This is a genomic window from Metabacillus herbersteinensis, assembly GCF_042433335.1.
GTDB lineage: Bacteria > Bacillota > Bacilli > Bacillales > Bacillaceae > Metabacillus > Metabacillus herbersteinensis.
Map to the genome: position 1 here is coordinate 299,368 of NZ_JBHLVO010000002.1, position 19,036 is coordinate 318,403.

Genomic DNA, 19,036 nt, shown 5'->3' on the forward strand with positions numbered 1-19,036 from the left:
AACAGATGTGTAAGGTGTGTAATTTGTCGATTAAAAGGGTGGCGAGTACATGACGACAACCAGTAAAAAAAGACCTGAGCTGAATAGCCCATTATATTACAACAACAGAGAACTTAGCTGGCTCGCTTTCAATGAACGCGTTCTTGAAGAAGCCTTAGATGATCGAAACCCTTTACTTGAAAGATTAAAGTTCTTATCGATCTTTAGTTCGAATTTAGATGAGTTTTTTATGGTCAGGGTTGCAGGTTTAAAAGATCAGGTAAAAGTGAAATATAACAAGCCTGAAAATAAAGCAGGTCTGACTCCTAAACAGCAATTATCAGAAATTGCAATTAAAAACCATCAACTAGTTGAGCAACAAAACAAAGTATTCAACGATATTCTTTTGCCAAGTCTGCAACAGGAGAATGTAGAACTCCTGAAAGTAAAAGACATAGATGAAAAACAATTAAATTGGGTTGAAGACTATTTCGATGAACATATTTTCCCAGTTCTTACTCCAATGGCTGTTGATGCATATCGGCCATTTCCGATGCTTTTAAATAAAAGTATAAATCTGGCCATTGTCCTTGAAGATGATGAAGAAATTGGAGAAAGTCGATTTAAAACAGCTTTAGTTCAAGTTCCAGCAGTTCTTGATCGCTTTGTACATATTGAAACTCACAACTCCTCCCTTCATTATCTATTACTAGAGGATGTTATTAGTCATTTTATTTATAAGCTTTTTACAGGCTATAAAGTTGTCTCTAAATCAGTATTTAGAATCACGCGAAATGCTGATATGACAATTCATGAAGAAGGTGCACGGGATTTACTAAAAGAAATAGAAAAAGAGTTAAAAAAGAGGAAATGGGGAGCTGCGGTAAGGCTTGAGATCCAAAAAGAAGGATTTGATCAAACCATTCTTCGATATTTGCTAGAAGAGCTAGAAATACATGAAAAAGATGTGTATGAAATCGATGGACCTCTAGATTTAACCTTTTTATTTAGCTTTTTTAAAGAGCTTTCTTCCCATAAAGAGCATTTGCTATATGATGCACTTATCCCGCAGCCGCCAAAGGATGTTGCAACTGATGAGAATCTTTTTGACAAAGTGTCAGAACAAGATGTTTTTCTTCATCATCCATACGAATCTTTTGAACCAGTCGTTGACTTTATTGCAGATGCTGCTGATGATCCAGATGTACTTGCCATTAAACAAACTCTTTACCGAGTTAGTGGGGACTCACCTATCATTGATGCGTTAAAAAGAGCTGCAGAAAAAGGCAAACAAGTAACTGTGCTTGTCGAATTAAAAGCTCGCTTCGATGAAGAAAACAATGTTCAGTGGGCGAAAGAACTAGAAAAAGCAGGCTGTCATGTTATTTATGGAATGACCTACTTAAAAACTCATAGTAAAATTACGTTAGTTGTTCGTCGTAAAAACGGTCGAATTGAACGGTTTGTTCATTTAGGAACAGGAAATTACAACGACCAAACAGCGAAAATATATACAGATATGGGGCTAATCACATCGAAACGAAAGTTTGGGATTGACGCCACGAACTTTTTTAACTATTTAAGCGGTTATACTGACAAACCAGACTTTCATCACCTTTCAGTCGCTCCATTCGATATCCGGAAAGACTTTATTTCACTAATTGAAAGTGAGATACAATTTCATCGACAATATGGAAATGGCCGCATCATAGCGAAGATGAATTCTCTTACAGATAAAATGATTATTAAAAAGTTTTATGAAGCATCAAATGCAGGTGTTAAAATTGACTTAATTGTTCGAGGTACTTGCTGCTTACGTCCAAACATAAAAGGTGTAAGTGAAACTATTAATGTAAGAAGCATTGTTGGTAGACTTTTAGAACATAGTCGGATTTATTATTTCCACCACAATGGTGAAGGTAAAATGTTTCTATCCTCAGCTGATTTAATGACTCGCAATATGGAAAAACGAGTCGAAATTCTCTTTCCAATCTTTGAAGGCAACATCAAGAGCCGCCTAAATAAAATATTATTAATCAGTCTAGCTGATAATATGAAAGCAAGAGAACAAGATGAGCATGGCATTTATCATTATGTAAATCGAACATCTGATGAACCTGAAATCGACAGTCAAATGATTCTTTATGGAAATGCCTACCGTGTTGCAGAGGACGAAGAGTAAGCTGTAAAAAAGTTATTCTGATTTATATAAAATAACAAAAGAACGAGTCCAAGTGGATTCGTTCTTTTGTTTTTCAACGCCCGTAGTAATAAGGATATGGAGGGTAGGGTGGATATGGAGTATAGTATGGGTATGGAGGATATGGATAGTACCATCTAGGACGGAAAATGTAAGGTCCAACAGCTAAGCCGGCTAAGAATGGCAGAAATGGAAAAAACCGTTGATCTGAATGTGCAGGTTGATAATGATGAATCGCGTTCAAACGGTATTACCTCCTTTAATTAAGGGAAATGAGAAATGATAATACGGAGATTTAGGTGAAATATTTAGGATATCTCTGAAATACATTCCCTCAAGTTAATTTTTTATTATAATATGGACTTTTTTTGCAAATTGAGCCTGTTTGCCTAAGAAGGGAGAAACTAATTGAAACGTATGTATATAAATACCCTATATGTTGCTGTTGGTGGTATGGCTGGTTCTATGTCGAGGTACTTTTTCTCCATGCTACTATCAAACAGTTTGTATCCAACGTTATGTGTTAATTTATTAGGAAGCTTTTTGTTAGGCTTATTAACAGGCTATTTCCTTTATTCACATGACAAGGAACGGTGGAAACTTGTGCTCGGAACTGGATTTTGTGGAGGATTTACAACAATGTCTACCTTTAGCATGGAACTAGTAAACTCAATGTTTGGAGAAAGCTTGATTTATCTCTTCGCTACTTTAAGTGGAGGGCTCTTATTAACGTATACAGGGTATAAAATCGGCTCAAAATTCTTAGTTGAAAAGGGGGAGGTGCAATGATTTTTGTTGCTATTGGTGGTGGGCTCGGTGCAGCCGCAAGGTATTTATTAGGTATATGGATTGCCAGTAAAACGCAATCACTTGCCTTTCCCATTTCAATCTTACTCATAAATGTTCTAGGTTGTTTTTGTTTGGGATTTACTGTTTCTATCTTAAACGAAAATGATCCTTGGACATTATTCCTTACAACTGGTTTTTTTGGAGCATTTACTACCTTTTCAACCTTTAGCATGGAAACGGTAACACTCTTGCAGAATAAGAGATTTCTGCACTCGTTGACTTATCTTTTCTTAACAATAGCTGGTAGCGTTTCTGCATTTTTATTTGGAAGTATGATTATTCAGTAAAAGGTGTTTTTTATGTCGAAATATGTGATACTATAGGGACAATAGATTTTAGGTAGGATGAGGGTTCTATGTATAACTTTATCGACACAATTAAAAAAGATTTCAAAAGTGACAGCAATCTTACTGAAATCGAAAAAATTATCTTTAACGTCATTCTTATGCATATTAAAGATCTTGTTTTCTTAATGAAAGTTGAAAATAATAGGAAGTTTACTTATTTATTCGTAAATGAAGAAGGTAAAATTCATGCGAAGTTAGCTGATGATTACGTTGGCAGAGAACTTCACATGGTCATGCCAAAGGAAACGGCTGATCATCTAGAAAAACAATATTCTGTCGTTGTCGAAAAGAAACTAGTATACTCCTTCCACGATAAAGTTAAGATAGATAAAAATACCTATGTCGTAGGTGAATCTGTTTTAACACCCATCCTAAATGATAATAATGAAGTACTATATATCATCTCTGTTACACGAGATATTACTGAGCGAATGCAGGAAAAACGTAAGCTAATCGAGAGCCAACAGCGATATAAGTCAATCGTAGATCATAATATGGATGCTGTTTTTTCTCTTGATTTAGACGGTCGGATCCTATCGGTTAACCCAACAGCATTTGAAATTGTCAAGAACAAAGAACATCGAATCTTTGAACTAACAATATTCGATTTGTTTGTACAAGAAGATCTTCAAAGTATTCGTTCTTTATTTCAAAAATCTGTTCATGGGCAACCTGCTGATGGAGAAGCCATTTTATGTATGAAAAATAACCGTGAGCTTCATCTTCAATTTAAGACAATCCCTATTATCATTAATGCTTGTGTGGAAGGTATGTTTTTAATTGGTCGAGATATTACCGAACAAGCAAGGCAAGAAGCTGTTATTAAACACATGGCTTACCATGACGCGTTAACAGGTCTTAATAATCGAAGTGCATTAAAAAAAGATTTAAAGGAAAATCTCCATTTTGCTAAAGAGAACAATCAGCCGCTCACTTTAATGTATATTGATCTTGATCGTTTCAAAATGTTGAATGATTCACTAGGTCATAATATTGGCGATCTGCTACTAATGGAAGTTGGGAAGCGGCTTCGTCAGTTGAATCACCCTGATTATAATGTATATCGTCAGGGTGGGGATGAATTCATTATTTTATTCATCAATACAGCTCGCGAGTTAGCAGAAGATATGGCGAGGTCCATTCTTCAATTGTTCAAAGATCCCTTTCATCTTAATGAATTAATTTATTTCATAAGTCCAAGCATTGGAATTAGCATCTACCCGAATGATAGCTCCGAAGAGGAAGGTCTCATTACCAAGGCTGATACTGCCCTTTATGTTGTAAAACAAAGAGGGCGCGGCCATTTTCAGTTATATTGTGAAGAGATGGACAAAAATTCAAATGATTTATTAGTGATTGAAACAGGTCTTAGAAGAGCGGTTGAAAACAACGAACTTAATTTATTTTATCAGCCGCAAATTGATTTATCATCGAGCAAAACCGTAAGTTTTGAGGCGTTGCTCAGGTGGAATCATCCAACCCTTGGAGCGGTTTCTCCAGTCCGCTTTATCCCTGTTGCAGAAGAATCTGGCTTAATTATCCCGATCGGTGAATGGGTCATAGAAGAAGCATGTAAACAAATTTACATGTGGAATCAAAAAGGCTACAAGGATCTAATTGTCGCAATAAATCTTTCAGCTAAGCAATTTCAGCAACCGCATCTTGTTGAGATGATTGAGTCCTTGTTTGAAACGTACGAAATCGATCCAAATCAAATTGAATTTGAAATTACAGAGGGTGCCCTTCAGAATGCAGAAGAAGCGCTTGCAATGATCAAAAGATTAAAGTGTTTGGGTGTCTCCATTTCTGTAGACGATTTTGGAACAGGCTTTTCGTCCTTAATGTATCTAAAACAGTTTCCAATCGACACTTTAAAAATTGATCAATCTTTCATACGCGATGTGTTGACTGATCAAAAGGATGCAGCCATAACCACAACGATCCTCCATTTAGCGCATAATCTCGGTTTATCCGTTGTAGCAGAAGGAATTGAAACAAAAGAACAGTTGGAATTTCTTACAAAAATGAATTGTCAAAAAGGACAAGGCTACTATTTTAGTAAGCCGGTTAGCCATAGTGAAATTGAAGAAAATTACTTTATGTAAGGATGAACCCTTTTCTAACTAATGGAAAAGGGTTGTTTATTTTGAGTTAAAACACAGTCCAGTCCTCATACATTTATTGTTTAGATTTTAGTGTGAACACGGTAATTTCTGGCATCGATAAAAAACGAAACGGCAATCTCGTTGTTCCTAATCCTCGATTTACATAAAGCTGCATATTATTTATTGAATACATTCCCTCCGTATAAATGGTTGCAAAAGGCGGAGTGATAAGTGGTCCGAAAAAGGGAATTTGAATTTGCCCGCCGTGACTATGTCCTGATACTTGTAGATCAACTGAATAATTTTTTGCATTCACTGCAGCATCGGGCTCATGTGCTAGGAGGATTGTAAATAATGACTCATCAAGCTTGGCAAGTGTTTGTTCGTAATCTGGTTTTCCTAACATAAGGTCGTCAATGCCTGCAACCGTAATAACACTACCATCTAGCAGAGGTACAGTCCTCTTTTCATTTTTTAAAAGATCAAATCCTGCCAAATTTACTACGTTTTTATAGATGTCTGTTCCATAGCCACCATGATCATGATTTCCGTATACAGCAAATTTACCTAAGGGAGCTTTTAATTTCTTTAAAATCGGAACAATCTGATGAATTTCTGTATATTGATTAGGTTCATCCATAAGATCGCCGGTAAATAAAAGAAGATCTGGTTGCAAGCTATTAATTTTAGCCACGACTTTTTCTAACTGAGATAACGTAAAAAAGTCACTTAGATGTGTGTCACTAAATTGTACAATCTTTAGTCCATCAAATGCCTTTGAGATTTTAGGGTTTGTAATCGTAATAGGTGTTATATCAATCATTATTGGTTCTATATATCTCGCATATGTATATCCGCCAAAAGCGGTTAAAAGACTAGCAAAAGAAAAGGATAGTACACCTTTTAAGAAGGACCTTCTCGTATAGTTTTTTTTCATTAATTCGTACCAACCAATCTAATTTAACTTTTCTTTAGTATAGCATGGTTGCAAACGATACTTCTATTGAAAGGAGAAATCAACTTTAGAATAAAAAGTTAGAAAATATAGAAAACTTGTGTTAAAATATGAATGGTCATTCATTTTTAGATGTATATGCAGATTATTTGAGGCTAACAGAAGACTATTTTTGGATACAAGGGGGATGGACGATGAAAGATAAAGTGGTCATTATAACTGGCGGTTCAAGTGGAATGGGAAAAGGAATGGCAAAAAAATTTGCTGCTGATGGGGCACGAGTAATTATTACAGGAAGAACGTTAGAAAAACTTGAGGAAACAGTCAAGGAAATTCAAACGTATGAAGGTCAGGTTTTACCTTTTCAAATGGATGTGCGAGAAAATGCACATGTTGAGGCAATGGTTCAATTTGCTGATGAAAAGTTTGGACAGATTGACGTGCTAATAAACAATGCGGCAGGTAACTTTATTGTTCCTGCAGAAAAATTGTCTGCGAATGGCTGGAACGCAGTTATTGATATCGTCTTAAATGGAACATTCTACTGCAGTTCAGCTGTTGGAAAGTATTGGATAAGTAAACAACAAAAAGGAGCAATCTTAAATATGGTTGCGACATATGCGTGGGGTGCAGGTGCTGGCGTTATTCATTCTGCTGCTGCTAAAGCGGGTGTTCTCTCAATGACACGAACATTAGCAGTCGAATGGGGAAGGAAATATGGAATTCGTGTAAATGCAATAGCGCCAGGTCCAATCGAAAGAACAGGTGGAGCGGATAAACTTTGGGAATCCGAAGAAGCTGCAAAAAGAACATTAAAAAGCGTTCCACTAGGAAGATTAGGAACACCAGAAGAAATTGCCGCACTTGCAACATTCTTATTATCTACAGATGCAGCCTACATAAATGGAGAATGCGTCACAATGGATGGCGGACAGTGGTTAAATCAGCATCCTTTTTAATAAATCAATAGAAAGAAAAAATCAGCCTACTCCTTTTTTGTAGGTTGATTTTTTATAGTCATAAAACCTAAAAGATTGAGTAATGATAGTGAAAACTCTAAAGAATACCCAAGGAAATGAACTGAAGGCTTAAACTAAAGTCCTAACGAGAGTAGCCCTAATTTATGATATAATCATACAAACTAAAGACAGATAGAGGTGAGGGAATAGCTATGGATCCGTTGGATGTAATGACTAATTTAGATAAAGTACTCCCTTATTATCAGGCCATTTTTAGTGCAGATGAACAAAAAGTAATCGGATATGAGGTTTTGGGAAGAATTCAATTTGAGCATGAAGTAAAAAGTTTAGGCCAATTTTTTCATGATGAGGGTATTCCAGATGAATACCGAATTGAAGTTGACGATCTCTTAGTTACTCACGCTTTGGATGACGTTCTTAAAATTCAAAATGAAGCCCTAATTTTTATTAATCGTGATGCTAACTTATTAATGCGAGATCACGGTGAAAGCTTTTTAAGCTTGCTACAGGAGAAGCAGTCGTTAGGCTTAGATTTAAACCGAATCGTTTTAGAAATAACTGAACATAATTTTAGAGGGGATTTAGAACAACTTCATCATTTGTTAACCTACTATCGAACATATGGAATAAAAATTGCTGTAGATAATATTGGCAAAGATAGTAGCAACTTAGATCGTATTGGGATGCTGTCACCTGATATTTTAAAAATTGATCTACAACCACTTCGCTCAACTGTTTCCTTACAATCTTATTATGATGTACTCTACTCCATTTCTTTATTAGCGCGAAAAATTGGTGCAACACTGCTATATGAAGACATCGAGGCAAGCTTTCAACTACAATATGCTTGGAAAAACGGTGGACGTTATTATCAAGGATATTATTTACATAAACCAGACAAGAATTTCATTGAAGAAAATGTATCAAAAGAACAATTAAAGGTGGAATTTCATCACTTTATTGTAGCTGAAAAAAGAAAGCTACATACCTTGTATACTCATTCTGAAAAGTTTCATCAACGGATTTCTTTATTATTAAGTAAAGTTATGAAACAACATCAAGAATTTAATGAGATTATTGAGGAATTGGCTATAGCATTAGATGACTGTTGCTTCAGAATTTATATTTGTGATGAAGATGGGTTCCAACAAAGTGGTAATATTATAAAAAAGGAACACTGGGAATTTCAACCTGAATACATGTTGAAAAATTGGAGCTGGAGACCTTACTTTTTAGAAAATATGATGAAAATGCGCTATGATAAGAAAGGTTTCCTTAGCGATCTTTATATGGACATTGAAACAGGAGAACTAATTAGAACATTTTCATATCCACTCAATCAAAACCACTATTTGTTTATCGATTTGCCGTACTCCTACCTATATGAACAAGAGGGCTTATTATAATCGTAAAAACTTAAGCATATTTCCCCTTTTCTTGACTCATGCTATGTAAAAAAGGGGTGGGCAATTTGAGTACATTAGTTAGTGTTCTTGTGGTGATTGTCTTACTAATTTTAGCAACCAGTTTAATTTACACTTTTAAGGTTGGGAAGCTAGCAACTTCTAGAAAAAGTGAACTTGATACACAAATCAATGAGAAAGTACAAGAGCACCCATATCTTCGCAACCCAATTTTCTTAGCTTATTTGATTGGTGCAATGCTTGTTCTAGCGTTTATTTTTTACATGGCCTATTCAACCTCTTGATAGCAGCGGAATTTAACCGCTGTTTTTCTTATGTCTATTGATTAGACTATTGTAGGATTTTTATTAATTTCTAGTAAAAATTGAAACAACTGACGTTAGTCAAACGTCGGATAGGGTATAGAAGAATGTAGATATTTGTTGTCAGAATAGCAAGTTATTTTGCGAATGGTTGTTTAACTTTGGTCTGCAAGGTATTGGTAAAATAGATATACCTAGCATGTCCAAATTATCTAGTAAAAATTGAAAGGGTGAGTAGTGTGAAGCAATGGAAGTTAATCTCAAGCCATATAATAATCCTATTGATATTTTTTGGATTAAGCAATGAGATTTCAGCTGCAGAGGTTAAGAAACCGTCAGATGAAGAGACATTTGCACTTCTACAAGACGCATTTGATGTTCAAGTGTCACTGACTGAAAAGGAAAGAACACTAGATGATATTTCAACGATTCTTTCACAGTACTTTTCGGAAAGCTTAATTGTAAAATACGTAGATGCAAATGTTCATGAATTTGAAGGTGGATACATTGCGTATGCAACTGATTTTCCACAACACACGATCCCTTTCTTTGATTATAATGAGTACACCAAGGTAATTTATAGTGAAGATATGATAACCGTTTATCAATTCTTCAAAGGTTCATCTGAAGGTCCCGTCACCTATGATGATCATTATCAAGTGGTTAATCTAAAACTATTTGATGGTCACTGGAAAATAGATTCAATTCATGAAGCGAAAACGGAGCCAGAAAAAGGAACAGTAGAGCCTGAAAAAAATGAAAAAGAATCAACTGTGCAAGAAAAGGATTCAGCCTCTATTAAAGATGAGCATTTAGTTGCAACGAAAAGCGCAGAAACGATAGCATTTACACCGCTGCAATCTTCAATAAATGCTATCTCATTCAATGGAGCAAAAGATGTGCATTTTTTATTAAAAACATTTTCACCATTTTATTTCACTACACAAAAATTGCTCGGTGGTCATTGATCAGGGAGGTGGTTTTAACCTAATAGTCACTAGAATAGGAGCGCTTGTTTGTTTACCCCCTAGTAAATAAACAAAAACAAGCTTAGTCAATAAATGCTCGATTTTCCAAAACCCTATATATATAGAATGTAAAATGAGCTTGGCATTAAGCCAAGCTCATTTTTGGAAAAAGATAAGCACCGAATCGCTGCATCACATATTTGCCTTCAGTCTTTTTAAAATTCGTTCATAATCATCTCGATCAATTCCTGGTGCAAATTCTTCGGGCTTTTCTTCAAAATCTGGGACAGGTGCTCCTTCTGGCAGACCGTCAATAACCTTTAATTGCTCCCCGGTTTCAGGATTTTGTCCTTTCCAAATCTGATTTATATCTTTATATTCCGGTTCACCCCATGTATATAGTACATTGGCTAGACCTTGGTCAATGAATTTTTTAGCATAATCAAATTTACTATTGTCCAAGCTTGGTACAGGAAGCATTTTACCCACATCAACACCTGTCGCAACTTCGAGGGCTTTAGCATAAGCAATAATGTGCGTACCACCACGAACCAATAGGTATCCACATAATGTTCTTGCTACAGGATTAACTGTCATTTCATAGACTCTCATTTTATGTGTACGAGCACCAATCTCCAATAAATAATTTGCTAAAAGATCAGCCACTAAAACTCCACTGTTGTTTACGTATTCTCCATTCCAAGGTCTTCCCATTCCATCGCCAGGATAAGCTGTTTGAGCGGTTGTCGTAAAGTGAAGAGAATATCTTGCATCTTTTGCATTTTGTAGTGGTGCGGTATCCGGATCACCTGGAGAGGTGTTTCCAAAGGATAAAAGATTGATCGTATTTGCCACAAGCTCGACATGTCCGAATTCCTCAGCGGTTATACTAGCAACTAAATTATAAAATGGCTTTAACTTTTTCTTACCACGAAAGTTAAAGGATTGAAACATGTAGTTGTTTAATGTAGACATTTCACCGAATTTACCACCCATTAATTCCTGGACAACTGAGGCAGCATTCATATCACCATGATCTGGTCTTGGAAGTTCAATTTGTATCCTATTTACCCGTTTTATCATAATTTAAGTTCCTCCGATATCATTAGGTTTTCCGTGCCATAATGGTTATGTCGAAATTCAAATTAAAACTTCCACTACTTTGGATTTGGGACAACCCAGATAATTTGTTGTGTTCGAATATAAAAAGAATTTCCGCCCATTTCGACAACAATATGATCAGGAGTTACATCTGTTAATTTTCCTCTTACCTGGCCGCGTGTTGTTTGGACACTAATTGGTTGGTTAACAACAGACATTAGAGTTTGGTAGACGTACGGATCGCTTAGATTCCATTCACTATTGTTCATTCTTCTCCACTCCTTTTATGTTATTACATTTTGGATTATATGCTTAATTAAGTGGGTATTTGTCTATTTAACTAAATAAAGCCAATTCTTATTTAATAAGAATTGGCTAAATACATTAAGAGTGTAACTCTAATAATTTTTCCAAACGGGCTAAATCGAATCCTGCAACGACCTCACTATCAACAGTCACTGTAGGCGTTGAGGAAGACTTTATCTCGTGAATAAGCTTGTTACGTGCTTGCTCATTTTTCGTAATATCAACTTCTTGAAAAGGAACTTGATGATGATTTAGAAATTGTTTGACAATCTTACAAGGTGGACATTCTGGTTGTGTATAGATGATTACAGATTTATTCATATAGTGCTCCTTAGTGTACTCGACTTTTCTTTAAAGAAGGAGAAAGTATTAGCTTTAAACGGAGTTTTCGTGTCTAGCTCCAGCGCCTAGCCCCTCGAGGTCATAAGTCAATTATAAATTGAAGGCAAAGAACGCCTTCTATTTATAATCGCCTTATGCTATGCCTTAGGCTGTTTAAGGCGCTTGCGCTTTTCTAGATAATCAACAAGTCCCATCGCACACACGGACAAGTCAAGTTTTAGAATATCATAAACAGAGTGAGTTTTAGAAATGTTTTGCTGATCTAAAGCTTTAAACACACTTTTTTGGAGTTCATTTTGAACAGAGTGAGCTAATGCAGTTACATTTTCTTTATCGTTCTCTAGAAGAAGGCCTCTCTCTGCTGCATCTAAAAAGACTGGCAACCACTTTCTGAGTGCCGATAGAGCCTGATTGGGATTACTACTAACACCAAAATGACTATAATAAATTTTTTCAACGGCTAATTTTTCAATCATTTGTGCAGATTTAAGCATCGCTTCTGGATTAAATTGATTTGGAGAAGTAGATGGGAGATAAAATTCGAGACCATCTTCAAGGAGTTCCTGATAAAATATACCGATTGCGTCGCCTGTGAAAATCCCATTACTCACTGAATCATGGATACTAAAGTGATGGTTGGCATGTCCAGGTGAATCATAAAACGTTAGCGTGCATGTGTCACTCAGTTTCAGCGTATCAGCGTTCTCCATAATGAGAAGACGATTCTCAGGAATAGGTATGATTGGGTCAAATAATCGATTGAACTCACTTCCATATACCGCCTGCGCACCAGCAATTAAACGGGAGGGATCGATTAAGTGTTTTGCCCCTTTTGGATGAACAACTAAATAGGCATTTGGACATTTTTCTAGAAGTAATCCTGCTCCACCGGCATGATCTAAATGAATATGTGTTACAATAATAAAGTCTATTTTCTCAAGAGGTATGGATAACTCTTTTAAACCCTCAAGAATATGAGGAATGGATGGACTAGCTGAAGGTTCAAATAGGGCAATTTTCTCATCTTGAAGGACATATGTACTGGTACGACCGCGCATACCTAAATCTAAACTATCAATGATCGTTAATCTTTCATCAAGTTTTTCTATGAATGCCAATAAAATTACCCCTTTGCATGTTGTTTTTTTTGTAATATCACCTATACATATTGTAAAATTGGGATAGTGCAAAGTAAAGGTATTAATCTTGAATATTCTGATTGTTGAGTAGCGATGCTTTTTTGGATAGAATGTAAGTGTAAGCACACAATAAAATCTGCGGGAATTAGTTAAAATTTAACTCTTCCGGAAGGGGGATCACGAATGTCACAACTATCAGGCATTATAACTAGACTACAAAGTCTACAAGAAACTTCAACTTCTTCAAACGAACCGTTTCAACGTTTTTTTGAGGTAGACGGAGAAAAAATCTGTAGCGTAAAGTACTTTGAAAAGAGCAGCACGTATGAGCTAGAAGTTTATCTAAAAGCTGACAAACCACAAACGTATCAATTCGATAACATCGACATGATTGCGATTGAGATTTTTGATTTACTCCAAGCATAGGAGGATCACATGCGTAAAATACCTTCAGTCATCTGTCCAAACTGTTTAGAACAACAGTCACTCGAGCAAACGTTAACTGCCCAGTCTAACCAAAATGTAATCTTTACTTGTTTGTATTGCGAAGAGAAAATCAAAAATATTATAACAAGTAAAGGTTAAGAGTCATGCCAGCTATCGGTATGGCTTTTTTTGTCCTCTTTTGCAGACTTGATTTGTTATAAAAAATAGAGTTCGTGGTTAGAACTGATACTAAGCATGGGAAATTTACATAAATGGGTAGTGAACAAACATATAGTGTTTATAGCGGGAGAGTTCATCATTTATTCTGGGGAGATGAAACATGAGCGAGTCTTTCACCTTTTATAATGTCTCTGAAAGTCAAATGTCGTTATTAGTCGTGATACAGCGGTTAAAGGAGTTCATGCTTAGAGATCCGCGTACAGAGTACGTATTATCGATTGGTACAGATTCACATGTTCATCAACAATACACAAAATTTATAACCGCAATCCACATCCACCGAGTGGGAAAAGGTGCATGGGGATGCTTAAAGAACCACAATGTAAAACGCCCAATCATGAGTCTGCGTGAAAAAATTTCGATGGAAACTGCATTTAGTCAAGAAGTAGCCTATTATTTTATATCACACTATTTAACTGAGCTTTCAGACCTATTAATTCCCTATTCAGACGAAGGCGCTGACTTGAGTTTTGAGGTTCACTTAGATATTGGGAGACGCGGTGTTACAAAGGAATTAATCCACGAAATGACAGGTCGTTTCCATGCAATGGGTATTGAAGCAAAAATAAAGCCAGATTCTTATACAGCATTTAGCTATGCCAATCGATACACGAAATGAAAAATGCATCGTATTATGAGATTCTTTTTCCAGGTTAACTTGTCGAAACTTGCGGTTGACTAAGATCTGGAAGATTGATTATGCTTGAAATGTATCTTGTACAACAGGGGGCGAAGAGATGGGCTTAGCAGTTGAACAATTATCAATTGATGATCAAAAGTTATTAATAGAATTATTACTTGACCATCAATATGCACTGGAACTAATAAGCAGTGAATTAAATGACATCGAAAGTGGAAGTAAAATGACCGATGATACAACCTATCAAAGACTACTTTCTTTGTATGATCAAATAAGATTTGAAGGTTCTTAATACATAAACCGATGCTCCATGAAATAGGAGTGTCGTTTTTTTATGACTAGAAATGATGCGCTTACAAAGTATTGAGATAGTTTTTGTGATATGATGGCATAGGATGTTTTAAGACCTCTTTATAAGGGTAGTAATGCTTAGTCTAGAGTTTTTTTAGAGAGGAAGAACTACAATGTTTAGTGTTCAAGCAGAAGAATTAATGGATACTCCAATAAAAGACTTATTGATACCAGCTGACAAGGTTGCACATGTTCAAGTCGGCAATAACTTAGAGCATGCATTGCTGGTTTTAACAAAAGCTGGCTATACTGCAATTCCTGTCCTAGATCCTAAATATAGATTGCATGGATTAATTGGAACAAACACGATTATGGATTCCATTTTAGGACTAGAGCGAATTGAATTTGAAAAGCTTGAGAAAATGAAAGTCGAAGAAGTAATGAATTCTGGAATTCCAAGATTGTACCTAAATGATTCGATTGAAAGAGGATTGGAGCTTTTAATTGATCATGCTTTTGTCTGCGTACAAAATGAAGAAGAAGTTTTCGAAGGAATCTTTACACGAAGAGCTATTTTAAAACAACTAAAAAAGAATATTGAAAAGATCAAGAAATAAACCGAATTCGAGCGATGTAAGCGACATGAAAGCTGATGTCACTTACATCGTTTTTCTTACATGAAAATATAGAGGGGGAGAGCAGTTGAGTCAAGCCGTTATTGAAAAAGAAACATTTAAATTACAACAATCAGAGAACAAATCAAAACGTCCCCTTGTTTTAGCAACAGTGATGCTTGCGATGTTTATGGCAGCCATTGAAGCAACGATTGTTTCGACTGCCATGCCTGCAATTGTTTCTGAACTTGGAGGTTTCTCTCTATACAGCTGGATTTTTTCATCTTATTTATTGATGAACGCAGTGACCGTTCTTATTTACGGAAAACTATCTGACTTGTTTGGCAGAAAGCCCGTCTTAATGGTAGGGATCGTTATTTTTTTAATCGGCTCTCTATTATGTGGACTTGCATCCTCAATGGAAATGCTCATAGCCGCTAGATTCGTACAAGGATTTGGAGCGGGAGCCGTCATGCCAATTGCTTCAACAATCGTTGGCGATATCTACACAAAAGAAGAACGAGCAAAAATACAGGGTTATCTGTCATCTGTCTGGGGTATTTCAGCGATAATGGGACCTGCAATCGGTGGATTGTTAGTAGAATTTGTAAGCTGGCGTTTTATTTTTTGGATCAATATTCCTTTAGGTATATTAGCAATCATCGGGTTATCCCTGTTTTTACATGAAGGAATCACAAGGAAAAAGCAACAAATTGACTACGGTGGAGCTGCTTTACTATTTTTATCTATTAGTTCTTTAATGGTGATCTTGGTTGAGGGTGGCGTACATTGGGCTTGGAACTCGGCAGCAATTCTCGGATTGTCAGCGGTAACGTTTTTTTCATTCTTTTCTTTTATATTATATGAAAGAAAAGTGAGTGAACCGATGATGCCATTTTATCTTTGGAAAGAACGGTCGATCTTAATTGCTAATCTAACTTCACTCTCAACAGGCGTTATGCTGATTGGGATCTCGACATTTTTACCAACCTTCGTCCAAGGTGTGATGGAACAAAAACCAATTGTAGCTGGGTTTGCTTTAACTACCATGTCAATAGGATGGCCAATTGCTGCGATCATTTCAGGACGATTACTACTGAAGATTGGGTTTCGAACAACCTCTTTGATAGGAGGGGTTGCCCTTGTTGCAGGGAGTACAATTTTCTTAACTCTTTCACCTGATGATGGTCCAATTTGGGCGGCATTCGGTTCCTTTATCGTTGGAATTGGGATGGGAATGACGACGACCTCTTTTATTGTATCGATTCAAAGTACAGTGTCATGGCAAATTAGAGGGGTAGCGACTGCAACAAACATGTTTATGAGAACGCTAGGAAGCACAATTGGCGCTGCGCTACTTGGTGGTGTTTTAAATACAAGACTAATCAATTATCTCGAAAGCAAAGGAGTGGAAGGAGAACTAAATATTGACTCCACAACCACACTCCTTGATCAATCCAAGCGAAGTGGATTAACAGAAGAGGCAAAAGTAATTCTTCAAGATGGATTAACGTTTGCATTGAACAGCGTGTATTGGGTTGTTTTTGCATTTGCGATTGTAAGTTTTATGTTGATCTTTTTTCTTCCGAAGAAAGAATATTGAGTAACCGCAGAATTATTTGCGGTTTTTATTTTGTTTACTCAAGAAACTCAATTCGGTTATTAAACGGATCAAAGCATGAAAATCGCTTTACTCCGGGGACCGGCTTTTCATCTTGTGTTTTCACGGCGTGATTTTCTAAGTAGGTTCTAGTAATGGCTACATTTTCAACGAGGAAGGCTGGATGTCGTTTACTCAACGTCTCCTGCATTTTCTCAACACCAATATGCAACTGGACATCACCTGCTTGACACCAAAATCCTCCATTGCTTTTTAAGCTTTCCGGTTTTTCGATTTCTTGGAACTTCAATATATTTAAATAAAATTGGCGAGCCATTGGTTCTTCACCGATTGGAACACAAAGCTGGATATGATCTAGTTTTAAAATAGTAATGGTCATTTGCTAATTCCTCCTCCTGAAAATAAAGAATAGACCAATTGTAAAATTAGTAAGATCGTAACCGTTCGAATGATCCAAATGGCTTGATTTAGTTTAATTTTTTTTGCAACACTTACTGATATTTGAGCTCCGAGAAGGGAACCCGCGGCAAGGCTTATTGTGACATCCCACTTGATAACATCCTGAAACAAGTACAACGAGGTTGCTCCAAAGCAGCTAACAAATGTTTGAAATCTTGTAAACCCGACCGACTTTAGATAAGAATATCCTTGTTTCATATAAACAATCATTAATAAAGTGCCTTGCCCAGGACCAAACATTCCATCATAAGCACCAATTCCGTACAAAAGGGGAAACAGCTTTTTAGGCGTTTTTTCTAGGTGATCCTCTTTTTGTACGGGTTTGTTTAGGAAATTTAATAGCAATGCAAAGAGTAACAGAATTAGAGCGATGATCGTCATTGTTTTTTCTGATAAACTAGTTGCAATGAGTGCCCCAGTCAACCCACCGAGTAACGGAAAAGGTAGGATGATCAATGCATCTTTTACCCGTATTTGCTTTCCTTTCAAAAGAACGTAAAAGCTAGAAAAAGAACTAATGGTATTCGAAAATTTATTCGCTGCAATGATATTGTGTATCGGAACTCCAGTTAGCATAAGAGCAGGCATACTAATAATGCCGCCACTCCCCGCAAGTGTACCTACAAACGTTGCTACAAAACCTATCATAAAAATGACCCACTCCATCTATTCACCTCATCTACTCATGTCTCTTACACCTTATTTAAACTATACGACTTTAAGAATGATAATGAAATTAATAAAAAAGTAGCTTATACTATAAGTAAAACTTATTGCAAAACAGGGTGGGGAATTCATGCAAATCTCAGAGTTAAAAATGCTCGTCGTTCTTTCTGAAGAAATGAACATGCGAAAAGCAGCAGAACGGTTATTCGTTTCACAGCCAGCGTTGTCACAAAGACTTCAATCGATTGAAAAGGCTTTAGGATTTCAAATCTTTATCAGATCTCAAAAGGGATTAACTCTAACACCTGCCGGAGAAAAAATGATTGGATTTGCTAGAGAATTTGTTTTAAAGGAAGAGAAGGTAAGAGAACAAATTTCAGAACTTGAAGGAGAAGTCCATGGTACCCTCAAGCTTGCTGTAGCATCAATTATTGGCCAGCATTGGTTACCTAAAGTATTAAAAAACTATGTGAATCAATATCCACATGCGAAAATTTCACTCGTTACCGGATGGAGTAGTGAGATCCTAAAAAGCATGTATGAGGATCACATGCACATTGGAATTATTCGCGGAAACCCAGAATGGAAAGGCATGAAGCATCATCTTTTTACAGATACACTTTATTTAGTAGACACTGAAATCAGTGATATTGAAGATGTATTAAAAACAGAACGACCATTTATCCAATTTAAAAGTGATTCTACTTATTATCAAGAAATTCAAGATTGGTGGCACAGACAATTTAATACCACCCCAAAAAGAACAATTGTCGTCGATCAAATTGAAACGTGTAAGCAAATGGCCTTTAATGGGATTGGCTACGCAATTCTACCTTCTGTTACGCTTGAAGAGGAGAAACGAGATATCTTTAAAATTCCATTACTTGAAGAAAACGGCAAGCCTGTCGGTCGAGATACATGGTTATTAGGATTTGAATCGTCATTTCAATTAAAGCAGGTTCAGGCATTTGTGGAAGTTGTTAAGGAATATGTTCGTAAATCAAAAGAAAAAACACAATTCTAAGATTTGGAATTGTGTTTTTTTTATTTTTAAATCCTGAAAAAGTAATTGACATTGAAAA

Annotated in this window: 23 protein-coding genes; 15 read left to right on the top strand and 8 right to left on the bottom strand. The window is 36.2% G+C overall.

The features are described 5' to 3' along the window. Nucleotides 1-49 precede the first annotated feature (49 nt). Nucleotides 50-2,161 (top strand): RNA degradosome polyphosphate kinase, encoded by a 2,112-nt coding sequence (locus ACFFIX_RS04480; RefSeq protein WP_378930941.1) that lies wholly within the window; start codon nt 50-52, stop codon nt 2,159-2,161. A 73-nt stretch (nt 2,162-2,234) separates the two neighbouring features. On the opposite strand, the gene ACFFIX_RS04485 is transcribed toward ACFFIX_RS04480, so the two are convergent. Next, the gene (locus ACFFIX_RS04485; RefSeq protein ID WP_378930943.1) at nt 2,235-2,423 is read right to left on the bottom strand and encodes a hypothetical protein; all 189 of its coding nucleotides are present in this window, start codon (nt 2,421-2,423) and stop codon (nt 2,235-2,237) included. A 173-nt stretch (nt 2,424-2,596) separates the two neighbouring features. Between ACFFIX_RS04485 and ACFFIX_RS04490 the strand changes: the two genes are divergently transcribed. From ACFFIX_RS04490 to ACFFIX_RS04500, 3 genes are all read left to right on the top strand, one after another. Beyond that, the gene (locus tag ACFFIX_RS04490) at nt 2,597-2,968 is read left to right on the top strand and encodes a fluoride efflux transporter FluC (RefSeq protein WP_378931176.1); all 372 of its coding nucleotides are present in this window, start codon (nt 2,597-2,599) and stop codon (nt 2,966-2,968) included. Continuing rightward, nucleotides 2,965-3,315 (top strand): fluoride efflux transporter CrcB, encoded by a 351-nt coding sequence (gene crcB, locus ACFFIX_RS04495; protein WP_378930945.1) that lies wholly within the window; start codon nt 2,965-2,967, stop codon nt 3,313-3,315. The genes ACFFIX_RS04490 and crcB overlap by 4 nt, the downstream gene beginning before the upstream one ends. A 68-nt stretch (nt 3,316-3,383) precedes the next feature. After that, nucleotides 3,384-5,480 (top strand): EAL domain-containing protein, encoded by a 2,097-nt coding sequence (locus tag ACFFIX_RS04500; protein WP_378930947.1) that lies wholly within the window; start codon nt 3,384-3,386, stop codon nt 5,478-5,480. Nucleotides 5,481-5,553: 73 nt separating this feature from the next. Here ACFFIX_RS04500 and ACFFIX_RS04505 read toward each other — a convergent pair whose 3' ends face one another. Beyond that, nucleotides 5,554-6,417, bottom strand: coding sequence for a metallophosphoesterase (locus ACFFIX_RS04505; RefSeq protein WP_378930949.1), 864 nt, complete (start codon nt 6,415-6,417; stop codon nt 5,554-5,556). Nucleotides 6,418-6,629: 212 nt separating this feature from the next. Between ACFFIX_RS04505 and fadH the strand changes: the two genes are divergently transcribed. The 4 genes from fadH to ACFFIX_RS04525 all read left to right on the top strand — a co-directional run bounded on the left by fadH (nt 6,630) and on the right by ACFFIX_RS04525 (nt 10,109). Continuing rightward, nucleotides 6,630-7,394 (top strand): 2,4-dienoyl-CoA reductase, encoded by a 765-nt coding sequence (fadH, locus tag ACFFIX_RS04510; RefSeq protein ID WP_378930951.1) that lies wholly within the window; start codon nt 6,630-6,632, stop codon nt 7,392-7,394. Nucleotides 7,395-7,606: 212 nt separating this feature from the next. Further along, nucleotides 7,607-8,821, top strand: a complete 1,215-nt coding sequence (locus ACFFIX_RS04515) for an EAL-associated domain-containing protein (protein WP_378930953.1) — start codon at nt 7,607-7,609, stop codon at nt 8,819-8,821. A gap of 65 nt (nt 8,822-8,886) precedes the next feature. Beyond that, nucleotides 8,887-9,123, top strand: coding sequence for a hypothetical protein (locus tag ACFFIX_RS04520; RefSeq protein WP_378930955.1), 237 nt, complete (start codon nt 8,887-8,889; stop codon nt 9,121-9,123). Nucleotides 9,124-9,380: 257 nt separating this feature from the next. After that, complete coding sequence (locus ACFFIX_RS04525; RefSeq protein WP_378930958.1) at nt 9,381-10,109, top strand: DUF3993 domain-containing protein; 729 nt, start codon at nt 9,381-9,383, stop codon at nt 10,107-10,109. A gap of 192 nt (nt 10,110-10,301) precedes the next feature. Here ACFFIX_RS04525 and ACFFIX_RS04530 read toward each other — a convergent pair whose 3' ends face one another. The 4 genes from ACFFIX_RS04530 to ACFFIX_RS04545 form a co-directional block, all read right to left on the bottom strand. Continuing rightward, nucleotides 10,302-11,192 (bottom strand): manganese catalase family protein, encoded by an 891-nt coding sequence (locus tag ACFFIX_RS04530; protein WP_378930960.1) that lies wholly within the window; start codon nt 11,190-11,192, stop codon nt 10,302-10,304. 74 nt (nt 11,193-11,266) lie between these two features. Further along, on the bottom strand, nt 11,267-11,479 hold the full coding sequence (locus ACFFIX_RS04535; protein ID WP_378930962.1) for a YuzF family protein: 213 nt from the start codon (nt 11,477-11,479) through the stop codon (nt 11,267-11,269). A gap of 115 nt (nt 11,480-11,594) precedes the next feature. Continuing rightward, complete coding sequence (locus ACFFIX_RS04540; protein ID WP_378930964.1) at nt 11,595-11,837, bottom strand: glutaredoxin family protein; 243 nt, start codon at nt 11,835-11,837, stop codon at nt 11,595-11,597. Between the two features lie 158 nt (nt 11,838-11,995). Beyond that, complete coding sequence (locus ACFFIX_RS04545; protein WP_378930966.1) at nt 11,996-12,976, bottom strand: MBL fold metallo-hydrolase; 981 nt, start codon at nt 12,974-12,976, stop codon at nt 11,996-11,998. A 204-nt stretch (nt 12,977-13,180) separates the two neighbouring features. On the opposite strand from ACFFIX_RS04545, the gene ACFFIX_RS04550 reads away from it, so the two are divergent. From ACFFIX_RS04550 to ACFFIX_RS04575, 6 genes are all read left to right on the top strand, one after another. After that, nucleotides 13,181-13,423 carry a YkuJ family protein gene (locus tag ACFFIX_RS04550; RefSeq protein WP_378930970.1) on the top strand — a complete coding sequence of 81 codons (243 nt, stop codon included), beginning with the start codon at nt 13,181-13,183 and terminating at the stop codon, nt 13,421-13,423. 9 nt (nt 13,424-13,432) lie between these two features. Further along, nucleotides 13,433-13,582 carry a hypothetical protein gene (locus ACFFIX_RS04555; RefSeq protein WP_378930972.1) on the top strand — a complete coding sequence of 50 codons (150 nt, stop codon included), beginning with the start codon at nt 13,433-13,435 and terminating at the stop codon, nt 13,580-13,582. A 181-nt stretch (nt 13,583-13,763) separates the two neighbouring features. After that, complete coding sequence (locus ACFFIX_RS04560; RefSeq protein WP_378930975.1) at nt 13,764-14,282, top strand: ribonuclease H-like YkuK family protein; 519 nt, start codon at nt 13,764-13,766, stop codon at nt 14,280-14,282. 118 nt (nt 14,283-14,400) lie between these two features. Beyond that, complete coding sequence (gene abbA, locus ACFFIX_RS04565) at nt 14,401-14,595, top strand: antirepressor AbbA (RefSeq protein WP_378930977.1); 195 nt, start codon at nt 14,401-14,403, stop codon at nt 14,593-14,595. A 172-nt stretch (nt 14,596-14,767) separates the two neighbouring features. After that, nucleotides 14,768-15,211: a cyclic-di-AMP-binding protein CbpB gene (gene cbpB, locus ACFFIX_RS04570; protein ID WP_378930979.1), complete on the top strand. Its 444-nt coding sequence runs from the start codon at nt 14,768-14,770 to the stop codon at nt 15,209-15,211. A 172-nt stretch (nt 15,212-15,383) separates the two neighbouring features. Further along, the gene (locus ACFFIX_RS04575) at nt 15,384-16,811 is read left to right on the top strand and encodes an MDR family MFS transporter (protein WP_378931178.1); all 1,428 of its coding nucleotides are present in this window, start codon (nt 15,384-15,386) and stop codon (nt 16,809-16,811) included. A gap of 34 nt (nt 16,812-16,845) precedes the next feature. On the opposite strand, the gene ACFFIX_RS04580 is transcribed toward ACFFIX_RS04575, so the two are convergent. Further along, a complete protein-coding gene (locus ACFFIX_RS04580; RefSeq protein ID WP_378930981.1) occupies nt 16,846-17,208 on the bottom strand; it encodes a VOC family protein in 363 nt (120 codons plus the stop codon). Beyond that, nucleotides 17,205-17,954 carry a sulfite exporter TauE/SafE family protein gene (locus tag ACFFIX_RS04585; RefSeq protein ID WP_378930983.1) on the bottom strand — a complete coding sequence of 250 codons (750 nt, stop codon included), beginning with the start codon at nt 17,952-17,954 and terminating at the stop codon, nt 17,205-17,207. Before ACFFIX_RS04585 ends, ACFFIX_RS04580 begins: the two co-directional genes overlap by 4 nt. Before the next feature lie 130 nt (nt 17,955-18,084). Here ACFFIX_RS04585 and ccpC point away from each other — a divergent pair, with 130 nt between their 5' ends. Next, nucleotides 18,085-18,978 (top strand): transcriptional regulator CcpC, encoded by an 894-nt coding sequence (gene ccpC, locus ACFFIX_RS04590; protein ID WP_378930985.1) that lies wholly within the window; start codon nt 18,085-18,087, stop codon nt 18,976-18,978. Nucleotides 18,979-19,036: the final 58 nt, after the last annotated feature.